This is a genomic window from Thiomicrorhabdus sediminis (assembly GCF_005885815.1).
In the GTDB taxonomy this organism is placed as follows: Bacteria; Pseudomonadota; Gammaproteobacteria; order Thiomicrospirales; family Thiomicrospiraceae; genus Thiomicrorhabdus; species Thiomicrorhabdus sediminis.
On the sequence record NZ_CP040602.1, the window covers coordinates 1,128,606 to 1,151,603 of the forward strand.

Genomic DNA, 22,998 nt, shown 5'->3' on the forward strand with positions numbered 1-22,998 from the left:
TCGATTATTGCGGTTGTCAGCGAATATTTCTAAGTCAAAATATCTGGTTTGCACAACTCTGTGTTGCCGATAATGAGGTAAATATTATCGCAACCGGCTGTCATAATATGTCTATAGAGGTTTAATCTATTTGGAGGTGGCTGATGTCAAATAAACAGATCTGTTTTATCTCGCATGGCGGTGGACCTTTGCCTTTATTGCAGCCTAAAAACAATCAACAGATGATTGATACCTTGCTGCAAATACGCAAACTCTTAACAAGACCTAAAGCGATACTGGTTATCAGTGCCCACTGGGAAGCAAGTAGGCCGACCATTACCGCAGGCAAAAACCCGCAGTTAATTTATGATTATTCCGGTTTTCCTGATGCGGCTTATCATATTGAGTATCCTTGCCGAGGGGAACCACAGCTGGCTCAAGCGCTCTATAAGGCTTTAAACCGTGCCGGTTTAAACCCGGTTTTGGATGAGGCTCGCGGTTTTGACCATGGCTTATATGTGCCCTTGAAAATACTCTATCCAGATGCCGATATTCCCTGTGTTCAGCTTTCTTTGCTGGATAGCCTCAATGCACAAAAGCATATCGCTTTGGGTGAGGTGTTGGCTGGGCTCGACTTTGAAAATCTGTTGATTATCGGTTCAGGCTTCAGTTTTCATAATATGCGTGCGTTTTTTAGTGATGAAGGCGACAAGGAACGCCAATACAATATCGATTTTGAAAATTGGCTAGTGCAAACCCTTAGTGACATGGCAATTACTGAAGATGAGCGTCGTTTGCGATTGACGGACTGGTTGAAGGTATCGCCGGCTGCACGCTATAACCATCCGCGAGAAGAACATCTATTGCCGTTGCATGTCTGCTATGGCGCGGCACAATCTGCTTGTGACAAGTTTTATCGTTTGCAGATTTTGACCAAACAAACCAGTATGTATGTCTGGTATCAATAGGTTCGAATTTGCCGGTTACTAATAACCGCTTTCGTTATAATGTAAAAATCAATTTTATTGAATCTATCCAATATAACGACTGATGAAACTCCTCAGTCGTTATAACAAGTCAAAAATTACTGGATTTTATTATGCAATCGCCAACAAACAATCAAGCCACTGCCATAGCAGAAATGCTTGCCATGCAAAATGCCTTAAACGAGATGACCAACGGTAAAGACTGGCGTGCCGGGGTGACATCGCTTGGCAAACCGATTGATTGGCAACGCTGTATCTATATGGAAACCGCTGAATTGATCGACAGTTACCCGTGGAAGCACTGGAAAAGTGTCGATGCACAAACCGATATGGAAAATGTACGTGTCGAATTGGTCGATATCTGGCACTTTTTATTGAGCTTGGCAATGGAAAAATTATCGGATGAGCAGGCTTTGCAAGTTTTGCATGACGCTTTAGAAAAAGTGCACAAATCAGCTTTGCCAGAGAATCTGTCCAATCCAGAGCAGGTTGATGTTCACGAGCAGTTGATGCGTTTGGCCTTGTTGCGGGATGCGCGGTCAATCTCTTATATCGGTGATCTGGGCTGTGCATTTTTTGCATCTTGCCAAGCGGTTTCATTGCAGTTTTCCGAGATGTATCGTATCTATATGGCAAAAAATGTACTCAATAAATTCCGTCAGGATCACGGCTATAAAGAGGGCGTTTATATCAAGTTATGGAACGGCAAAGAAGACAATGTCGTCATGTTCGAACTGATGGAAACCCTGCAGGAGTTTTCCGGTGATAATCTCTATAAAGAGTTGAAACAGGCATATAATCAAATGGTTGGTTAGTTTAGTTGGCAATTATTCTAATCGCGACAAGCTTACATTAATGCGAGAGAAAAGCTAAAAGCTTGAGCGTGATCGCAGGATGTTTGTGAGACATTTGCCCGGTATTCGCTGGATATTTGCAACCTAGGAGTGTGCAATGCGTTGTCTTGATTGGTTGGAAAATCATCCGCGTTCGCTACGAAGCAGTGCTAAGTTTTTCTTTATCTGCGTCTTCAGTTTTTACTTTTCGCATAGTTTTGCGCAAAGTCAGCTCAATAATCAAAAGCGCACTAGTGATCCTGCTGGACTGACACAAATCAAATCAGGTCTAGGGATCATCTGGGCAATGGATTTTATCAACGCTGATTATCTTGTCTTTACCGAACGAAATGGCGCAGCCGGGGTTCTCAATATCAATAATGGGCAAGTTGATTGGTTGGATAATTTGCCACAAGTTTATGGCTATGGTCAGGGGGGCTTATTGGATGTTAAAACCGCTCCTGATTTTGCTCAGTCTCGTTGGTTGTATTTCACCTATGCCAAACCCTTTGCCGACAATGCCAGAACCACCTTGGCAAGAGCGCGGCTTGAGTTTGTGGATGAACGTTTTCGACTCGCCGATTGGCAGGATCTGCTGATCAGTGATTCCTTAACCGACAGTGATATTCATTTTGGCAGCCGAATTGCCTTTGATGGTGACGGTCATGTGTTTTTTTCCATCGGTGACAGAGGGCAAAGAGCCAATGCGCAGAATTTGCAAAATCATGCCGGTAAGGTGTTAAGGCTGACGATGGATGGTCGTGTTCCTACCGATAACCCTTTTGCCGGCCTGAATAATGTCAAACCGGAAATATGGAGTTATGGGCATCGTAATCCGCAAGGGCTGTTTTTCGATAGCCGGCGCGTGCGTTTATGGGAAATGGAGCATGGGCCAAGAGGTGGAGATGAAATCAATTTGATTGTCAAAGGCGGCAACTATGGTTGGCCCGTTGTTTCGCAGGGGCGTGAGTACTTTAGTGGTGCGCCGGTTGGCGAGCCTCATAAGGCCGGCATGATAGAGCCGGTTAAGGTTTATATTCCGTCGATAGCGCCGAGTGATTTATTGGTTTATCAGGGCGAGCGGTTTGTCCAATGGCGGGGTAGCCTTTTTAGCGGGGCTTTAAAATTACAACATCTCAATCAGGTTGTGCTAGATGAGCAGCTCAGACCTCTGCTTGAAAAAAGACATTTTGAATCACTCAAACAGCGTATTCGCGCAATTGCCGAAGATGATTCGGGCAGACTCTATATCGCCACAGATAACGGCAATATTTATCAGTGGTCGAATGACTGATTAGGCACTGCGATGCGTTTATTTGAAAGCTCGACTGATAATGTTGATTTAGGAGGAAAACACTTTTAAAACAATCTGTTAGAAAATACTGTAAATAATTTAAAAAGCTATTGCCAGTGATAATATTAGGCTCTATAATCGCCGAGCAACAAAGCCCGCAAACATTGCGGGCTTTTTTAGTTAATTATGGTCGTTATCGCGTTCAAAAGACAGGGATAAAGACTCGTTCGAAACTATTTCAGCTGTATTGGTTTGATTTAATTTAGGATAGATAAGCAATGACAACAGCAACAATCTTGGCAGTATTTACCACTATGTTGATTTTGGCCCTGATCCCGGGACCGGCAACCTTGGTGACCGTATCACGCACCGTAACAGGGGGTGTCAAACATGGAACCGCTACCGTATTTGGCACCGTAGTAGGCGACCTGTTTTATCTGACTTTGGCTTTGTGGGGACTGACCACCTTGTCGCAAGTGCTGGGCAACCTATTTGTGATAATTCAGTATATCGGTGCCGTTTATCTGTTCTATTTAGGTCTGACACTGGTCTACTATAAACAGCGTTTAAGCAAGCATCCGCAAGGTATTGAGCCGGCACCAAAAAGTATCTTTTCAAGTATCGCTACCGGCACCATGATTACCTTGGGTAACCCAAAAGCGATCGTGTTTTATGTCAGCTTCTTTCCGGCTTTGATCGATTTAAACTCGGTGACTTTGAGTGACATGGCGATCTTGTATGTCATCAACCTGTTTTCGATCGGCGGAGTCTTAATGGTATATGTTTTAGTGGCACAAAAAACCAAGAATGCCCTGAAGGAATCTCCTGCCAAGGATATTATCCGTAGCGGTTCCGGCGTACTGTTAATCGTCACCAGCGGTTATATCGGCGCTAACAGTTAAACCCATTTCTTATTACTGTCAATTTCAAGGGCCTGTTTTACAGGCCTTTTTGGTTTTTGACAGATGCCTGATGCCATTTTGGCTGCTAAAAAATTATCGCCTTTGTTGAATCTAATCAAGCCTTGAGGAAAAAGTAGGGTAAAAATCTTTATGTCAGCTATTTTTAATAAGTCTTTATGCTTAGCTGTCTGAAAAAGGACAACATCTGCGTTATTTTCTGGTTTAAGATTAATTGCATATAGCCTTTTCGTCATAGGTCAATAAGCAAAGCCAATTTGCTTAAGTCGTCTCAAGTGGAGCCAAGCGTTGCAAAGTGACTTTTTAAAATACGAAGCCAGTAGCAGTCAATTCAGACATCCGTTGTTTTATATAACCGTTTTAATGACCGTTGGATTTTTCAGTTCCCAGTTTTGGCCTGAGACACCCATATTCGATAACGTTGAAGCGTTTCTACCCTACCACTCCATGCTTGAGATGTTCTCGGTCACGGTCTCCTTAATGGTGTTTGCCATTGTCTGGAACAGTTTCAATAATGACAGGTCGATCAATCTGATATTTATCGCGGTGACCTTTCTTGCTGTTGGCGTAATCGATTTTTTCCACTCTTTCTCTTATTTTGGCATGCCGGATTTTTTTGGTGAGAATTCGACACAGAAAGCGTTGATATTCTGGATTTCTGCACGCTTGATTGCCGCCATCATGTTTCTCATGGTTGCTTTGATGCCGTGGTTCAATAACAGTTATGAAAACAATAAATACCTAGTATTGATTGGCGGGGTATTTGTCACAGGTGGGGTTTTACTGTCAGGAATTCATTATCCTCAATGGTATCCCGTGTTTTTTGTGGACGGTTATGGACTCACAGACTTCAAAATCATTATTGAATACTTCATTGTGGTGCTTCACTTTGCCACGGTGGCGCTGTTATTGACCAAAAAAGATGCCGTTGGCGTCAATTTTATCTGGTTTGCCTGTGCGGTTTGGTTAATGGCTTTGGCAGAGCTGTTTTTCACGCTTTATAGTAGCGTCAGCGATTTATATAACCTGGCCGGACATGTCTATAAAGCGGTCGCCTATATTATGGTTTTCAAGGCGTTGTTTTTGGCGTCCATCACCAGACCTTATAAGGAATTGGAGCAGCGTAGTGTCGAAAAGTTATTGTTGACGCAGTATGCGGTAGATAATAGCGGAGATCTGATTTATTGGCTGGATTATGATGGGCGTATTCTGTCGGTGAATGATGCGGTCAAACAAAAACTCGGTGTTCAGGCTGATGACATGATCAATAGCCATATAGGACGCTTTGAGTCGGCATTAGTGCCTGATAGTTGGAAACAGTTGCGAGAGCAGTTTAGCGAACACCATCAGTTGGTTTTGGATGGTGTGCATTTATGCCGCAACTCGGAAAAGTTCTTTTCTCAAGTACGTATTGTCTTTTTCAAATACCGCTCGCAGAATTATATTTGTCTATTTATTGCAGATATCACCGAACGAAAACTGGCATTGGAAAGCCTCGCTCGCAAACAAGAGCAGTTGGCTCAGGCGCAGCGTATTACCCATATAGGTAGCTGGGAATTCAACCTGGAAAGCAAAGAGACCGTTTGGTCTGAAGAGGTTTACCATATTCTGCAAGCCGATGAGAAGGTGGTCAAAGCCAGTTTCAACAATTTTTTACAGTATGTGCATAGTGACGACCGTCAAAGAGTGATAGACCATTACCAGCGTTGTTTAACCGATTATTCTCCCTACCATTTGGTACATCGTTTACAGTTGTTGGACGGTTCCAGCCGTTATGTTGAGACGCGTGCTGAGATGCAACGCATTAATGGCGAACCGGTTAGTCTGATTGGCACCATTCAAGACATCACCAAAGAACGTGAGCTTGAAGATCAAGCTTATCACGATCCCTTAACCGGCGTTTATAACCGACGTTTCCTTGATGAGAATATCTATAGTCTGATTGATAATTCTGTCATTAAGGAGCAAAACCTTTGCTATGTCATTTTCGATATCGATTTCTTCAAAGAAATTAATGATAACTATGGCCACGATTTTGGTGACAGAGTGTTAAAAGGGGTGGCCGAGTATTTGCAGCGGCAGGTTCGTGATTCAGATTTTGTCTGTCGTTTTGGTGGCGAGGAATTCGTTGTCATTTTCAACGACATCGAAATGCCTTCGGGCATGGAACGAATCGAAAAAATCCGTCATGGGGTTGGCAATCTGCAATTTATCAACCAGATTGATGATATCGTTAAAGTGAACCTTTCCGGAGGTATGGCTTGCACCAAAATACACGGTAATGATGCTAAACAGTTATTTGAATTGGCCGACCAAGCATTGTATTCGGCAAAACGAAGTGGCAGAAACCGTCTGAAGTTATGTGATAAAAGCAGCCTTGATTGATGCGTGGCATATGCCAATCAGATAGGCTTGATTTGGATCACTTGAATGTTGTCGTCTTCCAGTAACCATTCAATCTGGTATTGATAGAGTTGCACGCTAAAATGGCTACGTTTTTCAATATTACCGAAATGAACAGGTCTTGGATTGTGGGTTAAGGTGCTGCGTAGCAAAGCCTCAAACTGCGGATACTGCTGCTTGGCCTTGTTCAGAGCTTGTTGGCTGTTTGGAGAGATGGTGACTTGAATATGGTCACAGGATTGCGGAGCGGACTGGGCAAAACCTCCCGTTGCACCCTCGATCGTATCGGCATAGGGCAGATAGGGTTTGATATCGATAACCGGTGTTTGATCGATAATGTCGATACCGGAAACTTTGATAAATAGTTTTTTGCCTCGTTTTTCCCAGCCATGATATTTCATTACCGACATGCCGATAGGGTTAGGGCGATATGGGGATCGGGTGGCAAACACACCTTGACGTTTGGCGCCTTCACGAGGCGGCCTGACAGTAGGGCGCCATTGTTCAACAGGCTTGATTGCCTGATGGAAAATAAACATTACCCAGATATGACTGAAACCGTCCAGGCCCTGTAAGGCTTCGATTCGATTCCAAGGGGGTAACAGCTCAATCTCTCCTAGGTCACCTTCAATCAAGCCGGGCTGTCTGGGCACGGCAAACTTATCCTTGAACGGGCTGTGCAGATAACCGATGGTATGAATTGAAAATTCATTTAGATGCGTTGTGTCCATATCCGGGTTCACGGCCTCTGCTGTTTTAGGCGGTTTTTCGATAATTGATGACAAACTCGGTTTGCAGCTCATTGACCGGCATTTTATCGCCTCTTGCGGCTTGAGCCAACTGCATGGCCTGTTCGGCTTGATAACCGTGTTCGATCATCAAACATAATGCTAAGGTGCCGGCACGACCGCGTCCACCATGGCAGTGGATGGCCAAATGTGCGCCGTTTTGCAAATCCTCATTCAATTGTTGAATCAGTGTTTTGAGTTTTTCCGGCTCAGGCACATTCATGTCCTGTACCGGAAAATGGGTAAAGTCGATACCGAATTGCTCGCAAGTCTGTGCTTCAGTTTGCAGACTGAACTTTTCGATCTCTTGCGGCAACAGCAAACTGACCACTTTGCTGACACCTTTGGCATGATAAAACTCGATATCTGTCGTTAAGTTTTCTGTACTGGGTTTTGGCATTACCGATAACTGTCCGTTGCCAACGGCAGCGATGAAATAAAGTTGTGTGTTCATATGATTTTTATTTGCTTGTTTGCGACTATTTTAAGTGTTAAAAATGACATTGGGGTTACATTTAAGCGTTAAAAGTCCACTCTATGCACTGATAAAGACTGAATAGGCAGGTAAATATTTTTTGATTTATAACCAACTATAGTTAATTTTAATAACAAATCCATATTGTTAGGCTTTTAAAAGCGGACAAAAAGAGTAGACTGAAATTGTGAGTAATCTATTGTTCACTTAGTTTGGAGGTGTTTCTCTGGCTAGACGGTTATCAATAGGTTCGATTACGTGAACATCAGTGGATTCGATAGCAACAATAACTTAGAGCGGTGGAATTGGAAGTTAGCATGAAATACAAAGTGCGAGGTTAACCAAGCCGTGACCAAGTCAATATTTGAAAAGTCCGAGGCACTTCAACCCGAAGCGCATGAATTACTGGTTCAGGTTCACGCAATGTCAGTCATGCCTGACTATTGCGCACAGCGCAGTAGTCAGGTTTCGCCTCCTTTAAGTTCTCTCGCAAAAAAGACCTATTGCCGCAAGCTTTATAAATTGATGGGCTATGACTTTTCAGGTGTCGTGATAGGTCGCGGTAAACAAGTGACAAATTTCCAAGTAGGTGATCAGGTCTTCGGTATCAGCTATCAGTCCAACTATGATAGGTTGATCAACATTAACGAATTTGACCTGGTACGTCATAAACCTGAAAACTTGAGTTATGCCGAGGCCGCCGCATTGCCGTTTGGTGCCTTGAATGCTTTATATTTCATTAAGGCAGGACAGATTCAAGCCGGGCAAAAAGTGTTGGTTTATGGTGCCGACTCGGCGATAGGCATCAGTGCTCTGCAGTTGGCTCGTGCAATGCAAGCCGAAGTCACCGTGGTTTGCCAATCAAGAAACGCCGCCTTACTGAGTTTCTTAGGGGCAACGGTTGTATTGGATATCGATGAACCGATTGCTCCGATGTTGCATGACAGTTTTGATGTCCTGCTCGATGTGCAATCCAACCATCATTACAGCCGTCTGTGTAAATTGATCAAAGACGATGGTCGCTACATCGTGGCTTTTTATAGCTGGCGAACCTATTTCTGGCATCTTTGGAGTCTGCTCATCAGACAGCGCAGCCTCATCTCGATCAAGCAGCGCGATGCCGTCAATGCCGATGATCTGCTCTGGGTCGCCCATTTGGCAGAACAAGGTAAACTGATTCCGGTGATCGATCGTTTATTTGATTTTAGTGAGCTGTCGATTGCGATGGAATACATTCATCAAGAACCCGATATCGGCAGTGTCGTGCTCCAGTCTTGACTCTATGGTGCTTGTTGGTGCAGCTTGCTGTACCGTTTTAGGGTGTTTTCTGCATTTGGACGGTCTTTGAGCCTTCTTTGATTTACTGATTTTCGATTAAACTGTTGATTCGTTGGTTGAATCTTTTCTTGGTGGAGAAATCGCTTTAATCGATATCAATAGAGACTTGTTTGATGGTGCGTCGCATGGTTTTCACATCACAAAACATATCAAATAAAGAGGAGGTTAGTCATGCAAGAATTTATCAGTATATATAACAATAACAAAGACACGATTGAAAAGTTTGTGTTAGAGACCTTTCGGAACAATGCCCAGTGCATTGTCAATGACACCGATACCTTGCGCCAGTTCTTTCACATTCTGCAAAGCCTGGAACTGATTTATGTCAGTGATGAGAATTTTATCCAAACCTCAGCAAATATCTTCAAACACCGCAAGGTAGCCGCCGCCAAAGGGCGCAACCGTAATTATCTGGCATTACAAATGCAAGAGAAAGAAACCGACTACTTTATCAGCGCACCCTATATGAGTTCGGCAACAGGCGAGTCGTGCATTACCTTGATGGTCAAAGATGACAACCAGTATTTCTTTTTTGATTTTAATTTGAGTAAATTACTGGCGCGTTTCGGTCTGGTCGAGCGCCATCCTACTTTCAACTATGTGACTAAAGCCTTCTACTTGGGTATAGGTTTGTCATTGATGTTTTTCTCGATCATGTCGATCGGTTATGCGTTTTATGACTATATTTTGCAATTGCGTAATCCGGCTGAATACACGCTGGAAAGCGTCTTTAAACCGATTATCGCCTTGACGATGGGCTTGGCGATTTTCGATTTGGCGAAAACCATCCTTGAACGGGAAGTGGTTTATAAGGACTACTCTGATAAGAAAGATGAAGCGCGCCTGTTATCGAAATTTTTAACGGCTATTATTGTCGCCTTGTCGATTGAGGCATTGATGGTGGTGTTCAAGTTCGCTTTGCATGATCCTACCCAGATGCTGTCAGCTCTGTATCTGATTATCGGTATCGCGGTGATTATTGTCTCTTTGGCTTATTTCACATCGGTGAGCAGTCAAAAAGAGCGTGGCTCGAAATAAAAAAGACCATCGTCAAGCGATTGTCTTGGTAAACTTTGAACTTCTGTTTTAAGCCTTGTTGACAAGGGAGTGTAATGATGTTGAAAAAGCGTTTATCCGTTTTGCTTTCATCGCTACTTATGGCGGCCTCTGCGGTGCAGGCAAATGACTTTTATGAAGAGAAAAATATCGGCATGGAGCTCGCCAGAGACCTCGCCAGTGAAGCGATCAATGCCTGTCGTGACAAAGGTTATTCGGTCAGTGCGGTGGTGGTTGATAAACATGGCAATCAGCGTGTCGCCTTACGTGATGATTTTGCCTCGAAATTCACTTTGCAGATTGCCGAAGAAAAAGCCAATGCAACCATTATGTCCGGTCTTAAATCGGGTGAGTTCAGAAAGTTACGTGGTGATATTCGCCCGGAACTGAATCATATTGATGGCCTGATTATTATGGTCGGTGCGATTCCTATTACCAGTGGAGGCAGCCGAATCGGTGCAATCGGTGTCAGTGGTGCGCCGGGCGGTGAAAAAGATGAGGCCTGCGCACAAATTGCATTGGATAAGCTTGAAGACAGATTGGCCGGTTTCTAATCGATATTCAACTAATAATGGATCGATTTTCAGGTTAAAAATATTTCTGTTTAGGCAAAAAAACCACTTGGAGAATAAATCGCCAAGCGGTTTTTTATATTTAAACAGGGCTGTAAGGGCTATGTGTCAGGCAGTCATCTGCATAGTCCGCAATCATGACTTTTTCTTCATAAACAAAACGTTGTAAGGCTTCTTTAAACGGGTTTTCAGTCAAATAATGAAACGACTCGGTAATCACCGGGCTAAAGCCACGGGCGATTTTATGTTCGCCGCCGGCACCGGGTTCAAACACCATCAGCTTGTGTTTGATGGCGTAATCTATGCCTTGATAAAAACAGGTTTCAAAGTGCAGGTTCTTGATCTCTTGTGCCGCACCCCAGTGGCGACCATAAAGATGGGTTTGTGAGCGAAACAGCAAAGCACCGGCGAGCGTTTTGCCGTCTTTCTCGGCCAATAGCAAAACGATATTGTCTGGCATGGTTTGACCAATTTGCTGGAAAAAACCTAAATTCAGTGTCGGAGTGCTCCATTTTTCAATAAAGGTTTTTTGGTAGAAATAATCGAATTCCTGCCAATCTTGTTTGCTTGCTTGATGGCCGGATAATATGCGAAATTGAATATTGGCCTTTGCAATACTGTTTCTTTCTTGGCGGATGTTTTTGCGTTTTTTGGCCTTGAGCTGGCTAAGAAAATCAGCAAAGCTCTGGTAGTTTTGGTTATGCCAATGAAATTGGCAATCACGTCTTTTGATAAAGTCTTCTGCAAATTCGGTTTTTAGCAACACCTGGTCGCTATGTTCGGCAAACAGCAGATGGCTGCCGCTCATATTCAAGCGTTTGGCAAGGGCTTTAAATTCATTGATCAATAACTGTTGCAACTGTTTTTGACTCGTTGAATCCAGTGTCCGATCGACCAATAAACGTGGACCAAGAGCCGGGGTGTAGGGAATGGCGCAAACCAGTTTCGGGTAGTAGTTTAAACCGATATGGTTCCAAGCTTGTTCCCAGGCTTGATCGAAGACAAATTCACCATAATTATTATGTTTTTCATAAACCGGCATTGCCGCAATCAAGGTCTTTTCAGCATTCGCCGACTGGGCAAAGATGGCGATATGATGAGCAATCCAGCCAAAGCGTTTGCCGACACATTGATGATCTTCCAGTGCCTTAAGAAATTGATGCTTGGCAAAAGGGTAGTCGTGTTTGATTAAACGGTTCCACTGATCGGCATCTATTTCAGCGATTTGGTTGTGGATCTCTATCTGAAAGTCTAGCTTGTCTGTATCCATGGATGCGTTATAAATCCTTTGTTTGCCCGCTAAGAGAGATTATTTGAGTGATATCATACCGGGCAAAGCAGGTTTTGATAAAGCGCTTAATTTAGAAAGCTCCGTGACGATAGTCGGAAAATGCCTGTTCGACTTCCTCAGGAGTATTCATGACAAAAGGCCCGCCTCTGGCAATCGGTTCATTGATTGGCAAGGCGCTGACATATAAAAATCGTGCGCCGTCTGCATCGGTGCGGATGTCAATCTGTTCACCATCGGCCAATACCGCCAATTCATTAGCTTGCAACGCTGGGCTGTCTTCGATGAATAGACGACCTTCAATTACATAGATAAAAGCCGATGCATCGCTTTGAATCGGCTCAATAAAGCTTTGATTCGATTCCAATTGCACATCAAACATTTGTGGGTTGATGAAGTTATTAATAACCGGGCCTTGGCTGCCATATTGGGTTTTACCGGTGATCACTCTAACCTCGCCGCTTGCACGGGATTCGGTCACCAGCTGTTGCGGCTTGTATTCCTGATAACCCGGTTCGGTCATTTTGGCGTGGCTGGGTAAATTCACCCAAAGCTGAAAACCGCTCATCAGGCCGTTTTCCTGTTCCGGCATTTCAGAATGGATAATGCCTTTTCCGGCCGTCATCCATTGTACGCCGCCTGGTTCGATAACGCCTTCATGACCATGATTGTCTTTGTGGCGCATCTTGCCGGCAAGCATATAGGTTACCGTTTCGAAGCCCCGGTGTGGATGTGGGGGAAAGCCGGCAATGTAATCATCCGGATTATCCGATTGAAAATGATCCAGCATCAAAAACGGATCGAGAAAATTAAGTTCCGGACTGCCAATCATTCGGGTTAAACGCACCCCCGCACCATCAGAGGCGGGCATGCCACGCGTTTTGAGTTGAATTTTTCGGGTTCGTAAAGACATAGCTGTTCCTAAGGATTTAATTAAGCCATATCGCGTTTGGCATCAATTGACCAAGCGCCAGCGCCCATATGCGCCACCATTAACAGACCACCGGTAATTGCGATGTTTTTCATAAATAGGATGTATTGCATCTGATCGGCCAGATTGAAGTGGAACAAGAAACCGGCCAATAAAGTAAACCCGGCAAGGCTCACTGCAGCTAGTCGTGTGCAAAAACCAACCATTAACATCAAGCCCGCGACAATCTCGACAAAAATAACCGCCGGAAGCAGTTCAGGCATAACCCCCATCGCTGACATATAGCCTTGAGTGCCTTCATAACCTGAAATCTTGTTAAAACCGGCGATGACAAAAATCAGTGCCAGCATAATACGGGCGACAGGGGCAAAAATCGATGCTTGTAACAATTCGTTCAGTTTCATGCTGTGTTCCTCCAATAGGAAATAAGAATAATAAAATTACTGCTTTTAGTGCTTTAGCTTGAATATGGCTATAGATTACTCCTTGCTATATCAACAATAAATAGGCAAAATTCAAACTGAGTGTTCTCTTTTTTAGAACAAATAAAGTGGAAGACAGGATAGGTTAATGGGTCAGTTGGAAGACATTCAGGTTTTTATTCGTGTGGTGGATGCCGGTAGTATCAGTAAGGCAGCTGAACAGCTTAATATCGCCAAGTCGGCGGTAAGTCGCCGTTTATCGGAATTGGAAGAGCGTTTGCAAACAAAACTGATACAGCGTACGACACGTAAATTTCATCTGACCGATGCCGGTAAACTCTATTATGAAAAGGCGTTGCAGGTTGTCGATTCGGTTCAAGAGCTGAATGATGCGGTTAACGATGATAATGAGTCTATCGAAACCAAATTAAGGATTTCGATTCCGTTATCGTTTGGTTTATTGCATATGAGTGATGCGATAGACGGGTTCGTTAAACGATATCCTAAGTTGGAATTGCAGGTTTTGATGTCTGATCAGACAGTGAATCTGGTTGAATCGGGTATTGATATCGCCTTTCGTATCGGGCAGCTAGCCGATTCCAGTATTCAAGCCAGACGTATTGTGCCAATTGATTTTGTGCTTTGCGCTAGCCCGAGTTTTGTGGAGAAAGTAGGTGACATAAACAGTTTGGCGGATTTGGCCGATAAGCCCTATCTACGTTATCAATCTGCCGATTCGCAAGCGCTGGAGATGATTAACCCGCAAGGTCAGTCGGAAATTATCTATCCGCAAGGGCGTTTGCAATCCAATAATGGCGAATTCTTGCATAAGATGGCGGTAAAAGGGCACGGTTATGTATTGATGCCCAGATTTATCAGTTGGCAGGCTCTACAAGCTAATGACTTGATTGAACTGTTGCCCGATTACACCATTCCTGAAACCTATGGTTATGCGGTTTATCCGCAGAATCGTTATCTATCACCGATTGCGCGAAAGTTTATCGATTATCTATTGGATTATTTTGCCGAGTATCGCGTTTGGCAGCAGGGCGAGTGAATTAATGAGAGGGTAGGGAGTGCGGACCTTCAATAACCGTCTGTCAACGGATACTGCGTCCGCTTGGCAATGGTAATCACAAATAATGTGATGATTTCTGATGACAATAACTGCGCGAACCAAAGTTTTTAATGCATGCTGTCATTGTTATCGGGAAACAGGCGTTGCTGACCCATCAATAACTCAATCTCTTCCTGGCTGAGGTATTGATATTGCGCATCGTATTCTCTGGCGACCGGGCTTGGCAATTCAAAATGCAGGTGTTGCATCTGCGTCTGGTTCAGGTTGCTGACAAACTTCTGCAGAGCTTGAATGACTTGACCGCTTAGATCGCGATTGGATTGCTCGAGAATAATATCATGCAGTTGATTGACCCAGTTTAACTGTGTTTGCCTGACTAGCTCGGAATGCTCTTTTAGATTGCCATTACGCATCGCTTGATGATAACCGGCGGTTAAGTTTTTGATATCTTCTATAATAAGCTCGGCAATACGAATGGTTTGCTCGGCTTGATTTTCCAAACGCTGGTCAATAAAGTCCAGACAGGTTTGCACTTTTTCGGTGGTATTCATTCTGGCCATAATTTAGCTCCTGATAAGCAGGTTATTGAACTTTAAAAATTGTATGTAAAAGCTGTAAAGTCATTTTTCTGGTGCCAAAAAAATGACGGTTTGAGCTTGTTTTAGCAAATAAAAAGCTTGTTTATCAGTGATATATCAAAGGGTGTGCCAGCTTTGAGTTTAATGCGCCTAATTGTTTAATGTATGCATTTAGGTTGTTTTTTTAACTTGTTGTAATCTAATGTTTATTTTTTATGTTTTTTTATTTTTTGAATTGTGTTGGTGGTGTTGAAAAATCAGTTAAACCACAAAAAAGTCGAAAAACTGTCACTGCTTTGGGCGCAGTTCATCAAGGCGTTTGATTAGCTCTAATTTGTGCAACAGGTTGCCATTGCGCAATAATTGTTGAAACAGGTGAATGCTTGGTTAAATTCACCTTGTGCAGACGAATAAGACGCACCTTTGAATTGTCAAAGATGCGTTAGCCGTTTATTAAAATAGAGAAATACTAAGGCGCTGTCCATTCTGCTTTCAGTCCTCCAGCCTACACAGAGTGTCAGGGTTTTAGCTTAGTCTGACTGTGCCGTTAGGCAAAAGAGGGTTTGCCAGTTTACCTTAAGGGCAAAACCCGAAGAACAATCCTGTCAATTCGCACAATCCTTGGTTGAATTAAGAGTAGAATACGCGATATGTTTTTTTTGTGTTCAGCGCGTCTTTGCCCTCTTTTCACAAGGCTTTAAAATCGCCGGTTTTGCAAGGTGACGAATGGTCCAAACAATTGCGTTGCCGACATCATTTTAAGCCAATCGCGATCCGCAAGCGTTATGCCGGTGGCAGAGATTGGACGGATCGTCAGAGGAGGAGTGACACTAAAGTCCTCGTGCGTTTTACAATCACTGAATCAGTCGATGGCAGGAGTTTTTAGTTAGCTGTTTATGATAGAGATTATTTACCGACATACGGATTTTTTGGTGATTGATAAGCCCGAATCGATGAGTTTTCATAGTGAGCAGGGTGCTGGTGTGATTGCTCAGTTAGAGGCGCAATTACAAGCAGAGGGTGAGCAAGATGTGCAATTGTTTGCCGTGCATAGACTCGATAAGATGACATCGGGATTATTATTGGTGGCTTTAAATAAAAAAGCGGCCAACTATTTTCAAACCCAGTTTAGCGCACGCCAGATCGATAAACTCTATCTGGCGATGGCCGGAAATAAACCGAAAAAGAAACAGGGCTGGGTCAAAGGTGATATGCAACCTGCACGGCGTGGCAGTTGGAAATTGATTCCGAGCCAGAATAATCCTGCGCTAACTCGTTTTAAATCGTTTGCTTTGAGGCCCGGGGAGCGTCTGTATCTGTTAAAACCCTTGACGGGGCGTACTCATCAATTACGAGTCGCGTTAAAGTCTTTATCGGTACCTATTTTTGGCGATAGGCGCTATGCCAACCTGGAGCAGGCAAGCCTTGATCAGCGCGGTTATCTGCATGCCTACGCCCTGGCGTTTGATTATGCTAATGAGCATTTTGACTTCAGATCCGTACCAAAGCAGGGTGAGCGTTTTTTAACGGCTGAATTTCAACAGTGGTTGACTTCGCAACAGGATGTCTGGTCGTTGTTTGATTAAGATGAATGGAATTTACGGTATTTTTTATGGATGATACAGGTGCTAAACAGCCGTTCTGGCAGACGAAAACCCTTGATGAGATGACCCAGCAAGAATGGGAGTCCTTATGCGACGGTTGCGGTCTGTGTTGCCTGACCAAGTTGCAGGACGAAGAGACCGAAGAGATCGTCTATACTCGCGTTGTCTGCAGTTATTCGGATCCCAAAACCGCACAATGCACCGATTATTCCAACCGTTCCAGCAATGTACCGACTTGTGTGCCTTTAACGCGTGAGCGTGTCGCCGAGTTTGATTGGTTACCCGATACCTGTGCTTATCGTATGATCTATCGTGGTCAAGGTTTGGCCGATTGGCATCCGCTGGTTGCCGGCAATAGCGAGGCGATTGTTAATGCCAATATCAGCTTGAAGGCGATTGCTGTGGTGGTCGATTCAGGCGATCTTGATTATGAAGACTATATTATGGAAAAGCCTTGTTAATTTGGTTTTTAAAATTTTCTTGGCATAAAAAAGCCCGCATCTAGCGGGCTTTTTTGATTGGCAAGATGCCCAAGCCTTTAATTAGTGCTGGACGCCGCCATCACCATGAGCGTGACCGTGAGCCAGCTCATCTTCGGTAGCATCACGTAAACCGATAACTTCGACGTCAAAAGTCAAATCCATGCCGGCAAGCGGGTGATTGCCATCAACGGTTACCTGGTCACCGTCAATAGCCGTGATTTCTACTGAGTGCATGCCTTGTTCAGACTGGGCTTCAAAACGCATACCCACTTCAAGGTTATCAACGCCCTGGAACATTGAGCTTGGTACGGTTTGCACCAACGCATCAACACGATCTCCGTATGCGTCGGCAGCGGCAATAGTCGCTTTGAACTTATCGCTGACGTTTTTGCCTTCCAATTCTGATTCCAAACCTGGAATGAGATTGTTGTGACCGTGCAGGTAAGCCAGCGGATTACCATTGGATGCATCGATTTGCTCGCCGGTTTCATCAGTTAATACATATTCGATTAGCGCCACTTTGTCTTTTTGGATGCTCATTATAGATTCCTAGATTTTAAAATTTAAAATGTCTTGGCTATGATAACGTTTCAAGTTAACTCTTGCAGTGCTTTTGCCATCAACGACACAGATTAATGATGATGACCGCCAACACCGTGAGCATGGCCGTGCTCCAATTCTTCTGCACTGGCTTCACGCACCTCAACCACTTGAATGGCGAAAGTCAGGTCTTTACCGGCAAATTCATGGTTGCCGTCGACGGTGACAGTGTTTTCCTGTACGTCGGTAATGACAACCGAGTGAAACCCTTCTGCGGATTGGGCTTCAAAACGCATACCCACTTCTAAGTTGTCAACGCCTTGAAACATCGCTTTAGGTACATTGTCTTGAATCAGGTTTTCTTGAACCGGACCGTAGGCTTCTTCCGATTCGATTGTGATGGTAAATTCATCACCGGCTTGCTTGCCGTTTAAGGCTTTTTCCAAGCCTGGGATCAAGTTATGGTGACCGTGCAGATAAGCCATAGGCTCGTTATCGGTTTTTTCAATTAAGTCGCCATTTGAATCGCTTAACTCAAAGTGGATTAACGCTACGCTATTGTCTGCAATTTTCATAAGTGTCCGTCTTTTTTATTGGTAAAAACGTTATCATACTTTAATTAAGATTATTTTCAGCACTAAAGCCTAGGAGGGTGGTACGCATGTTGTGGATTAAGACAATTCATATTTTATTTATGATGTCTTGGATGGCGGGAATTTTTTATCTGCCGCGAATTTTTGTCCATTTTGTTGAAGGCAAAGAAGCCGGTCAGGATGTCAGTCGTTTGGCGATAATGGCGCTTAAACTCTATAAGTTTATGACCATTATGATGTGGCTCACTCTAGCAAGTGGTTTATGGCTTTGGTTGGCTTATTTTCCGATTGCAGAGGGTATGGGTTGGTTGCACGTCAAGTTATTGTTTGTGCTGTTGTTGATCGCTTATCATTATTGGGCGAGGGCAAGGATGTTGGAAATGCAGCAGGGGCAACTTGACCACAGTGGCGTTTATTATCGTTGGGCGAATGAGATTCCATTGCTGTTTGCCACGGTTATTCTGATAATGGTGGTGGTTAAACCCATTTGATTTGTAGCGAAATGAATATTGAATGCAAATAATAATAGATATCATTTACATTTGTTTGCGGTGCGGGCATAATAGCGCCTGCAATAAATTATGCTTTTCATAAAAGAGGTGGGTATATGAAATATAAACTAAAGCGTGTTGCCTCAGCCGTGCTGATGGGTGCGATGCTCTCTGCTAATGCTTATGCCATAGAAGATATTCAGGTGAATGGACTGATCGAAGCATCCTTGTCACAAGTTGAAAGCAATGATGCTCAAGGTGCGATTGATACTGTTGAGATCGGTTTTCTTGCCAAGATCAACAACACTTTTGATGCAGAGTTGGTTTTGCTTGATGAATCTTTGGGAACCGATGCGCATACCGGTGTAGGTATTGATCGGGCGGTCATCAACGCCAATCTTGGTGCCGGTGTGTTGAGTCTGGGTAAGATGACTGTGCCATTCACCATGGGTGACAGCTTTATGATTTCTGATCCTGTGACTTTGGAAGAGCCTGTTGGAGTGGGGGCGCAATTCAGTGGATCGCTGAACAATCTGGCTTACAGCATCTATACCACAACACCTGATAACGACTACACGCAAACCGGCGATAATCAATTTGGTGACCTTTATGGCGTGAGCCTTGATTATGTGCCAGCAGATAATGCATTATTTCACGCCAGTTGGGTTTCGGTGGATGGCGAGACGTCTTTTTCAGCAGGTGTAGAAGCTGGAATCTCACAATTTGTGATTATGAGTCAATACACCAATATGGCAGGTGAGGTCGAACCAAGATTGAGTTCTGAAATGGCTTACGACTTCGGTTTTATGACGGCAGCCGCAGGTATTCAACGTGGCGGCGATGCCAAGAGATACCGTCTGTTTGGTCTAAGTCAGCAGTTTAGTGATAATTTTGAAGGTAAGTTCGAATACCTTGATAATGTCGATGATTCTGAAACAACCTATACCATGCAGGTGGCTTATAGCTTTTAACTAGTGGTTGCAGAATTCAGCGATAAAAAAACCGCAGCAGTGCGGTTTTTTTGTTTTAATCAGCCGTTTTTTTATTTGATAATCGGAAAAACGATCGCGTGATCCATTTCCAGTTTAATGCCGATTTTCGAACCGACTTTATGGTCATGGTGGGATTGACTCATGCACAAAGCACGTTCGCCATTCGGTAATTTCAAGGTGAACAAAAAGTGTGAACCGCGAAAAGCGCGGTTAACCACTTCAAGTTTCCATTCGCTGTCATCATCATGCAGAATATCATCCGGTCGCACCAGTACCGCAACCTCATCACCGGTTTTGGCACCGAAAGGCAGGTGTGCATTCAATAAACCGAGTTCGGTATGCACTTGATGACAATCACAGACTAACCCTGAGATTAATACGCCCTGACCGACAAAGTCGGCAATAAACGGATGCGCCGGTTTATGGTACAGGTTGTAAGGTGTATCCCATTGTAATAATTTACCGTCTTTCATTACGCCGACAAAATCGGCCAATGCAAAAGCCTCATTTTGATTATGGGTAACCATTAAAGCAGTGATCTGCTCGGCCTTGAGGATATTGCGCAGTTCATAAGCCAAGGATTCGCGCAATTCGATATCCAGTCCGGAAAACGGCTCATCAAGCAATAAAGCCTTGGGTTTCGGTGCTAAGGCACGAGCCAGGGCGATACGTTGTTGTTGGCCGCCGGAAAGTTCATGCGGATAACGCTCTCCCACATCGGGCAAGCCAATCAGGTTAAGTAGCTCGTTGATGCGTTCATTTTGCAGTTTTTTTGATAGTTTACTGATACCGAATGCGATATTTTGCCTGACCGTGAGGTGAGGAAATAAAGCATAGTCCTGAAACACCATGCCGATATCGCGATACTCCGGATCAAGTTGATAGTGGCTGGTCGCTATACAGGTGTCGCTAAAGCAGATTTCGCCGTCACTGATCGGCTGTAATCCGGCGATACTCATCAATAAGGTGGTTTTGCCGCAACCACTAGGCCCTAGCAAGCAGCCAATCTCTCCGGATTTGAGGTGCAGGCTAATGTCTTTTAAAACCTGTACGCCATCATAGGCACTTTTGATGTTTTTTAAACTGAGTTCAGCCATGTGGTTTTCCAATTAGTTTACTCAATAAAATGACCGGGATAATCCCGGTAGCGACTATCAGTAGTGCCGGTAAACCGGCATCGGCGAGACGTTCATCAGAAGCCATCTCATAAGCTCTTACCGATAATGTATTAAAATTGAAGGGTCTGAGAATCAAGGTTGTCGGCAGTTCTTTCAGTACTTCGACAAATACCAAAATAAAAGCACTGATAAGGCTGGTTTGCAGTAATGGAAAATGAATCTGTCTGATAATTCGCCAACGGCTTGCACCAAGTGTTCGTGCCGAATTTTCCAGCGATGGTTTGACCTGTTTGAGCCCGGCATCAACGCTTTGCAAAGCCACGGATAAGAAACGGAACATATAGGCGAATACCAACGCGAATAAGGTGCCGGATAGAATCAAGCCAACCTGATAATCAAATTGCGCCATAGTCCATTTATTGATCAATTGATCCAAGCCTGCCAACGGAATAATGACCGCAACGGCAATCACCACACCTGGAATCGAGTAACCGAGTGTGGCAAAACGGCTAATACCGGCAACCGCTTTATGATTCGCCAAACGATTGGCATAGGCAAGCATCAAGGCCAGTAACAGAGTTAAGCTTGCGGTGATGAAAGCCAGATAGAAGCTGTTCCAGATTAAACCGATAAACTCACTGTTTAGACCGTATTCTGCGGTAGTAAATGCCCAGTAAAGCAGTTGCAATCCAGGCACGATGAAACCGAACAGAATCGGCATGCTACAGATCAGGATTGCGATAAGAGCCTGGCGTCCGTTAAGGACATTTAAGCTGTTATCATTGCTTTTGCGTCCCTGGCTAAAGTACTGCGCTTTTTTGCGTGACCAGTGTTCAACCAGCATTAAGGTCAAGACAAAACCGAGCAGTAGCAGTGACAGTTGAGCCGTAGTGGTGGTGTCGCCAAATCCGGTCCAAGTCCGGTAGATACCGGTAGTGAAAGTGTCCACCCCAAAATGCTGCACGGTACCGAAATCGGCCAGAGTCTCCATTAATGCCAGAGTTAGGCCGGCAATGATCGCAGGGCGCGCCATCGGCAATGCCACTTTGAAAAAGCTTTGATAAGGTCCGCACCCCAAGGTGCGGCTGGCATTCATAAGTTGTTGCCCGTTGGCGGCAAAGGCGGCACGAGCCAGTAGATAGACATAAGGATAGAGTACTAAAGAGAACATGACAACCGCGCCACCTAATGAGCGCACCTCGGGAAACCAGCTGGTAACGGTCTGCGCGGCAAAAAACTGGCGTAAATAACTTTGCACAGGTCCTTCGAATTCAAGTAGGCCGGTATAGGTATAGGCAATGATATAGGCTGGCATCGCCAGCGGCAATAACAGCGCCCAGTGAAAAACATCTTTACCCGGAAACTGGTACTGACTGATTAACCACGCACTGGGCACACCTAGAAGCAAGGCACCGATGGTCACGCCAAACATCAGCCAGAGCGAGTTGATAATATAATCCGGTAGCAGGGTGTCGGCAAGATGCGCCCAATTGGCATTGGTCGGTTCAAATAAAAAGCTCAACAATACCCATAAAGGTGTGGTTAACAACAGGGTAATCAGCAAGGTCGCCATAAACCAAGGGTTTATCAATAATTTCATCGTCGGCTGCTGTAAAGTTTGTCTAAGCTTTAAAGTCAAAGCCATGTTTGGCAACCTTTGTCTTTTGGTCTGTTATATTTTGCTCGGCTATGGGGGCTATTCATTGAGCAAGCGGCAGCGAAGGCCAACGAAAAAAAGGCTTGTATGGCAAAAATCATAGAATCCTGTCCGGAAAAGGTTTAAACGCAAAGGCTTAGCTAGTCAATTTATATTGTCAATCTGGTTGTTATAAAAACAATGCTATTGTAAATGATAATAATTGTTATTTACAAGTTGATATTATAGAATTTTTGATCAAATCACGAAAATTTAACGCTTTTTCTGAGCTAATTGATAAAAAGGGGCAGGAGATGAAGATAGAGATTGATGACAACTTGTTATTTGAGCTGATGCAAACCGGTCAGATCAATGCGCATCAATTGCAGTGCTTGGATCATGATTCAAAACAACAGGTGCGAAACTTTTGTTTACAGCTTTGTAAACAGGAAAGCTGCCAGCATTGTCAGTGGCGAGAGCACTGCCATTCAAACAAGATTGAGCAGGCCATTCCGATTTCGTTGTTAAAACGGTCTGTAAACACTATTAATTGAAGCGTTTTATTTGTCATCTAATTTTGCGCTTAGGCTGGGTGTTGACA

The 22,998-nt window shown here is 44.1% G+C and carries 25 protein-coding genes; 14 read left to right on the forward strand and 11 right to left on the reverse strand.

The annotated features are described in order from the left end of the window. The first annotated feature begins 143 nt into the window (after nt 1–143). The 4 genes from FE785_RS05130 (at nt 144) to FE785_RS05145 (ending at nt 3,994) form a co-directional block, all read left to right on the forward strand. On the forward strand, nt 144–947 hold the full coding sequence (locus FE785_RS05130; RefSeq protein ID WP_138564736.1) for a DODA-type extradiol aromatic ring-opening family dioxygenase: 804 nt from the start codon (nt 144–146) through the stop codon (nt 945–947). A 131-nt stretch (nt 948–1,078) separates the two neighbouring features. Next, complete coding sequence (locus tag FE785_RS05135; RefSeq protein ID WP_138564737.1) at nt 1,079–1,780, forward strand: dUTP diphosphatase; 702 nt, start codon at nt 1,079–1,081, stop codon at nt 1,778–1,780. Nucleotides 1,781–1,916: 136 nt separating this feature from the next. Continuing rightward, nucleotides 1,917–3,092, forward strand: coding sequence for a PQQ-dependent sugar dehydrogenase (locus tag FE785_RS05140; protein WP_138564738.1), 1,176 nt, complete (start codon nt 1,917–1,919; stop codon nt 3,090–3,092). 278 nt (nt 3,093–3,370) lie between these two features. Next, entirely contained in the window at nt 3,371–3,994 is a 624-nt protein-coding gene (locus tag FE785_RS05145; protein ID WP_138564739.1) for a LysE family translocator, read from the forward strand. On the opposite strand, the gene FE785_RS05150 is transcribed toward FE785_RS05145, so the two are convergent. Next, nucleotides 3,991–4,248 carry a hypothetical protein gene (locus FE785_RS05150; protein ID WP_138564740.1) on the reverse strand — a complete coding sequence of 86 codons (258 nt, stop codon included), beginning with the start codon at nt 4,246–4,248 and terminating at the stop codon, nt 3,991–3,993. The genes FE785_RS05145 and FE785_RS05150 overlap by 4 nt on opposite strands. A 52-nt stretch (nt 4,249–4,300) precedes the next feature. On the opposite strand from FE785_RS05150, the gene FE785_RS05155 reads away from it, so the two are divergent. Then, nucleotides 4,301–6,397 (forward strand): sensor domain-containing diguanylate cyclase, encoded by a 2,097-nt coding sequence (locus FE785_RS05155; RefSeq protein WP_138564741.1) that lies wholly within the window; start codon nt 4,301–4,303, stop codon nt 6,395–6,397. Nucleotides 6,398–6,414: 17 nt separating this feature from the next. On the opposite strand, the gene tsaA is transcribed toward FE785_RS05155, so the two are convergent. Together tsaA and FE785_RS05165 are read right to left on the reverse strand one after the other, a co-directional pair. Continuing rightward, the gene (tsaA, locus tag FE785_RS05160) at nt 6,415–7,218 is read right to left on the reverse strand and encodes a tRNA (N6-threonylcarbamoyladenosine(37)-N6)-methyltransferase TrmO (RefSeq protein WP_238696382.1); all 804 of its coding nucleotides are present in this window, start codon (nt 7,216–7,218) and stop codon (nt 6,415–6,417) included. Further along, nucleotides 7,172–7,657, reverse strand: coding sequence for a protein-tyrosine phosphatase family protein (locus FE785_RS05165; protein ID WP_138564743.1), 486 nt, complete (start codon nt 7,655–7,657; stop codon nt 7,172–7,174). Before FE785_RS05165 ends, tsaA begins: the two co-directional genes overlap by 47 nt. A 369-nt stretch (nt 7,658–8,026) precedes the next feature. Between FE785_RS05165 and FE785_RS05170 the strand changes: the two genes are divergently transcribed. The 3 genes from FE785_RS05170 to FE785_RS05180 all read left to right on the forward strand — a co-directional run bounded on the left by FE785_RS05170 (nt 8,027) and on the right by FE785_RS05180 (nt 10,626). Then, nucleotides 8,027–8,956 carry an NAD(P)-dependent alcohol dehydrogenase gene (locus tag FE785_RS05170; protein ID WP_138564744.1) on the forward strand — a complete coding sequence of 310 codons (930 nt, stop codon included), beginning with the start codon at nt 8,027–8,029 and terminating at the stop codon, nt 8,954–8,956. A 231-nt stretch (nt 8,957–9,187) separates the two neighbouring features. Next, nucleotides 9,188–10,054 (forward strand): hypothetical protein, encoded by an 867-nt coding sequence (locus FE785_RS05175; protein WP_138564745.1) that lies wholly within the window; start codon nt 9,188–9,190, stop codon nt 10,052–10,054. 74 nt (nt 10,055–10,128) lie between these two features. Continuing rightward, nucleotides 10,129–10,626, forward strand: a complete 498-nt coding sequence (locus FE785_RS05180) for a GlcG/HbpS family heme-binding protein (protein WP_138564746.1) — start codon at nt 10,129–10,131, stop codon at nt 10,624–10,626. Nucleotides 10,627–10,726: 100 nt separating this feature from the next. Here FE785_RS05180 and FE785_RS05185 read toward each other — a convergent pair whose 3' ends face one another. The 3 genes from FE785_RS05185 to FE785_RS05195 all read right to left on the reverse strand — a co-directional run bounded on the left by FE785_RS05185 (nt 10,727) and on the right by FE785_RS05195 (nt 13,267). Beyond that, nucleotides 10,727–11,914, reverse strand: a complete 1,188-nt coding sequence (locus FE785_RS05185; RefSeq protein WP_138564747.1) for a GNAT family N-acetyltransferase — start codon at nt 11,912–11,914, stop codon at nt 10,727–10,729. Between the two features lie 91 nt (nt 11,915–12,005). Continuing rightward, the gene (locus FE785_RS05190) at nt 12,006–12,845 is read right to left on the reverse strand and encodes a pirin family protein (protein ID WP_138564748.1); all 840 of its coding nucleotides are present in this window, start codon (nt 12,843–12,845) and stop codon (nt 12,006–12,008) included. Nucleotides 12,846–12,865: 20 nt separating this feature from the next. Then, nucleotides 12,866–13,267 carry a DoxX family protein gene (locus FE785_RS05195; RefSeq protein ID WP_202978331.1) on the reverse strand — a complete coding sequence of 134 codons (402 nt, stop codon included), beginning with the start codon at nt 13,265–13,267 and terminating at the stop codon, nt 12,866–12,868. A 166-nt stretch (nt 13,268–13,433) separates the two neighbouring features. On the opposite strand from FE785_RS05195, the gene FE785_RS05200 reads away from it, so the two are divergent. Further along, nucleotides 13,434–14,342 carry a LysR family transcriptional regulator gene (locus FE785_RS05200; protein WP_138564749.1) on the forward strand — a complete coding sequence of 303 codons (909 nt, stop codon included), beginning with the start codon at nt 13,434–13,436 and terminating at the stop codon, nt 14,340–14,342. A gap of 128 nt (nt 14,343–14,470) precedes the next feature. On the opposite strand, the gene FE785_RS05205 is transcribed toward FE785_RS05200, so the two are convergent. Further along, on the reverse strand, nt 14,471–14,923 hold the full coding sequence (locus tag FE785_RS05205; RefSeq protein ID WP_238696384.1) for a hypothetical protein: 453 nt from the start codon (nt 14,921–14,923) through the stop codon (nt 14,471–14,473). Nucleotides 14,924–15,837: 914 nt separating this feature from the next. Here FE785_RS05205 and FE785_RS05210 point away from each other — a divergent pair. Together FE785_RS05210 and FE785_RS05215 are read left to right on the forward strand one after the other, a co-directional pair. Beyond that, entirely contained in the window at nt 15,838–16,527 is a 690-nt protein-coding gene (locus FE785_RS05210; RefSeq protein ID WP_138564750.1) for a TIGR01621 family pseudouridine synthase, read from the forward strand. A gap of 26 nt (nt 16,528–16,553) precedes the next feature. Further along, entirely contained in the window at nt 16,554–17,006 is a 453-nt protein-coding gene (locus FE785_RS05215) for a YcgN family cysteine cluster protein (RefSeq protein ID WP_138564751.1), read from the forward strand. An 81-nt stretch (nt 17,007–17,087) separates the two neighbouring features. Here FE785_RS05215 and FE785_RS05220 read toward each other — a convergent pair whose 3' ends face one another. Continuing rightward, nucleotides 17,088–17,567, reverse strand: a complete 480-nt coding sequence (locus FE785_RS05220) for an FKBP-type peptidyl-prolyl cis-trans isomerase (protein WP_138564752.1) — start codon at nt 17,565–17,567, stop codon at nt 17,088–17,090. Between the two features lie 92 nt (nt 17,568–17,659). Further along, nucleotides 17,660–18,142: an FKBP-type peptidyl-prolyl cis-trans isomerase gene (locus FE785_RS05225; RefSeq protein ID WP_138564753.1), complete on the reverse strand. Its 483-nt coding sequence runs from the start codon at nt 18,140–18,142 to the stop codon at nt 17,660–17,662. Between the two features lie 86 nt (nt 18,143–18,228). On the opposite strand from FE785_RS05225, the gene FE785_RS05230 reads away from it, so the two are divergent. Both FE785_RS05230 and FE785_RS05235 read left to right on the forward strand, forming a co-directional pair. Next, entirely contained in the window at nt 18,229–18,651 is a 423-nt protein-coding gene (locus tag FE785_RS05230) for a CopD family protein (RefSeq protein ID WP_138564754.1), read from the forward strand. 116 nt (nt 18,652–18,767) lie between these two features. Beyond that, on the forward strand, nt 18,768–19,622 hold the full coding sequence (locus tag FE785_RS05235) for a hypothetical protein (RefSeq protein WP_138564755.1): 855 nt from the start codon (nt 18,768–18,770) through the stop codon (nt 19,620–19,622). A 71-nt stretch (nt 19,623–19,693) separates the two neighbouring features. Here the strand turns inward: FE785_RS05235 and FE785_RS05240 are convergent, their stop codons facing one another. Continuing rightward, nucleotides 19,694–20,740, reverse strand: a complete 1,047-nt coding sequence (locus FE785_RS05240; protein WP_138564756.1) for an ABC transporter ATP-binding protein — start codon at nt 20,738–20,740, stop codon at nt 19,694–19,696. Continuing rightward, nucleotides 20,733–22,406, reverse strand: coding sequence for an ABC transporter permease (locus tag FE785_RS05245; protein WP_238696391.1), 1,674 nt, complete (start codon nt 22,404–22,406; stop codon nt 20,733–20,735). Before FE785_RS05245 ends, FE785_RS05240 begins: the two co-directional genes overlap by 8 nt. A 305-nt stretch (nt 22,407–22,711) precedes the next feature. On the opposite strand from FE785_RS05245, the gene FE785_RS05250 reads away from it, so the two are divergent. After that, a complete protein-coding gene (locus FE785_RS05250; protein ID WP_138564757.1) occupies nt 22,712–22,951 on the forward strand; it encodes a hypothetical protein in 240 nt (79 codons plus the stop codon). Nucleotides 22,952–22,998: the final 47 nt, after the last annotated feature.

Excerpts from the sequence above, each read along its gene's own strand:
- FE785_RS05195 (WP_202978331.1), bottom strand. The coding sequence starts at position 13,267 with ATGAAACTGAACGAATTGTTACAAGCATCGATTTTTGCCCCTGTCGCC.
- FE785_RS05235 (WP_138564755.1), top strand. The coding sequence starts at position 18,768 with ATGAAATATAAACTAAAGCGTGTTGCCTCAGCCGTGCTGATGGGTGCG.
- FE785_RS05220 (WP_138564752.1), bottom strand. The coding sequence starts at position 17,567 with ATGAGCATCCAAAAAGACAAAGTGGCGCTAATCGAATATGTATTAACT.
- FE785_RS05175 (WP_138564745.1), top strand. The coding sequence starts at position 9,188 with ATGCAAGAATTTATCAGTATATATAACAATAACAAAGACACGATTGAA.
- FE785_RS05190 (WP_138564748.1), bottom strand. The coding sequence starts at position 12,845 with ATGTCTTTACGAACCCGAAAAATTCAACTCAAAACGCGTGGCATGCCC.
- FE785_RS05135 (WP_138564737.1), top strand. The coding sequence starts at position 1,079 with ATGCAATCGCCAACAAACAATCAAGCCACTGCCATAGCAGAAATGCTT.
- FE785_RS05130 (WP_138564736.1), top strand. The coding sequence starts at position 144 with ATGTCAAATAAACAGATCTGTTTTATCTCGCATGGCGGTGGACCTTTG.
- FE785_RS05230 (WP_138564754.1), top strand. The coding sequence starts at position 18,229 with ATGTTGTGGATTAAGACAATTCATATTTTATTTATGATGTCTTGGATG.
- FE785_RS05150 (WP_138564740.1), bottom strand. The coding sequence starts at position 4,248 with ATGACGAAAAGGCTATATGCAATTAATCTTAAACCAGAAAATAACGCA.
- tsaA (WP_238696382.1), bottom strand. The coding sequence starts at position 7,218 with ATGAGCTGCAAACCGAGTTTGTCATCAATTATCGAAAAACCGCCTAAA.
- FE785_RS05250 (WP_138564757.1), top strand. The coding sequence starts at position 22,712 with ATGAAGATAGAGATTGATGACAACTTGTTATTTGAGCTGATGCAAACC.
- FE785_RS05210 (WP_138564750.1), top strand. The coding sequence starts at position 15,838 with ATGATAGAGATTATTTACCGACATACGGATTTTTTGGTGATTGATAAG.
- FE785_RS05245 (WP_238696391.1), bottom strand. The coding sequence starts at position 22,406 with ATGGCTTTGACTTTAAAGCTTAGACAAACTTTACAGCAGCCGACGATG.
- FE785_RS05200 (WP_138564749.1), top strand. The coding sequence starts at position 13,434 with ATGGGTCAGTTGGAAGACATTCAGGTTTTTATTCGTGTGGTGGATGCC.
- FE785_RS05165 (WP_138564743.1), bottom strand. The coding sequence starts at position 7,657 with ATGAACACACAACTTTATTTCATCGCTGCCGTTGGCAACGGACAGTTA.
- FE785_RS05205 (WP_238696384.1), bottom strand. The coding sequence starts at position 14,923 with ATGGCCAGAATGAATACCACCGAAAAAGTGCAAACCTGTCTGGACTTT.
- FE785_RS05225 (WP_138564753.1), bottom strand. The coding sequence starts at position 18,142 with ATGAAAATTGCAGACAATAGCGTAGCGTTAATCCACTTTGAGTTAAGC.
- FE785_RS05215 (WP_138564751.1), top strand. The coding sequence starts at position 16,554 with ATGGATGATACAGGTGCTAAACAGCCGTTCTGGCAGACGAAAACCCTT.
- FE785_RS05140 (WP_138564738.1), top strand. The coding sequence starts at position 1,917 with ATGCGTTGTCTTGATTGGTTGGAAAATCATCCGCGTTCGCTACGAAGC.
- FE785_RS05145 (WP_138564739.1), top strand. The coding sequence starts at position 3,371 with ATGACAACAGCAACAATCTTGGCAGTATTTACCACTATGTTGATTTTG.
- FE785_RS05185 (WP_138564747.1), bottom strand. The coding sequence starts at position 11,914 with ATGGATACAGACAAGCTAGACTTTCAGATAGAGATCCACAACCAAATC.
- FE785_RS05180 (WP_138564746.1), top strand. The coding sequence starts at position 10,129 with ATGATGTTGAAAAAGCGTTTATCCGTTTTGCTTTCATCGCTACTTATG.
- FE785_RS05240 (WP_138564756.1), bottom strand. The coding sequence starts at position 20,740 with ATGGCTGAACTCAGTTTAAAAAACATCAAAAGTGCCTATGATGGCGTA.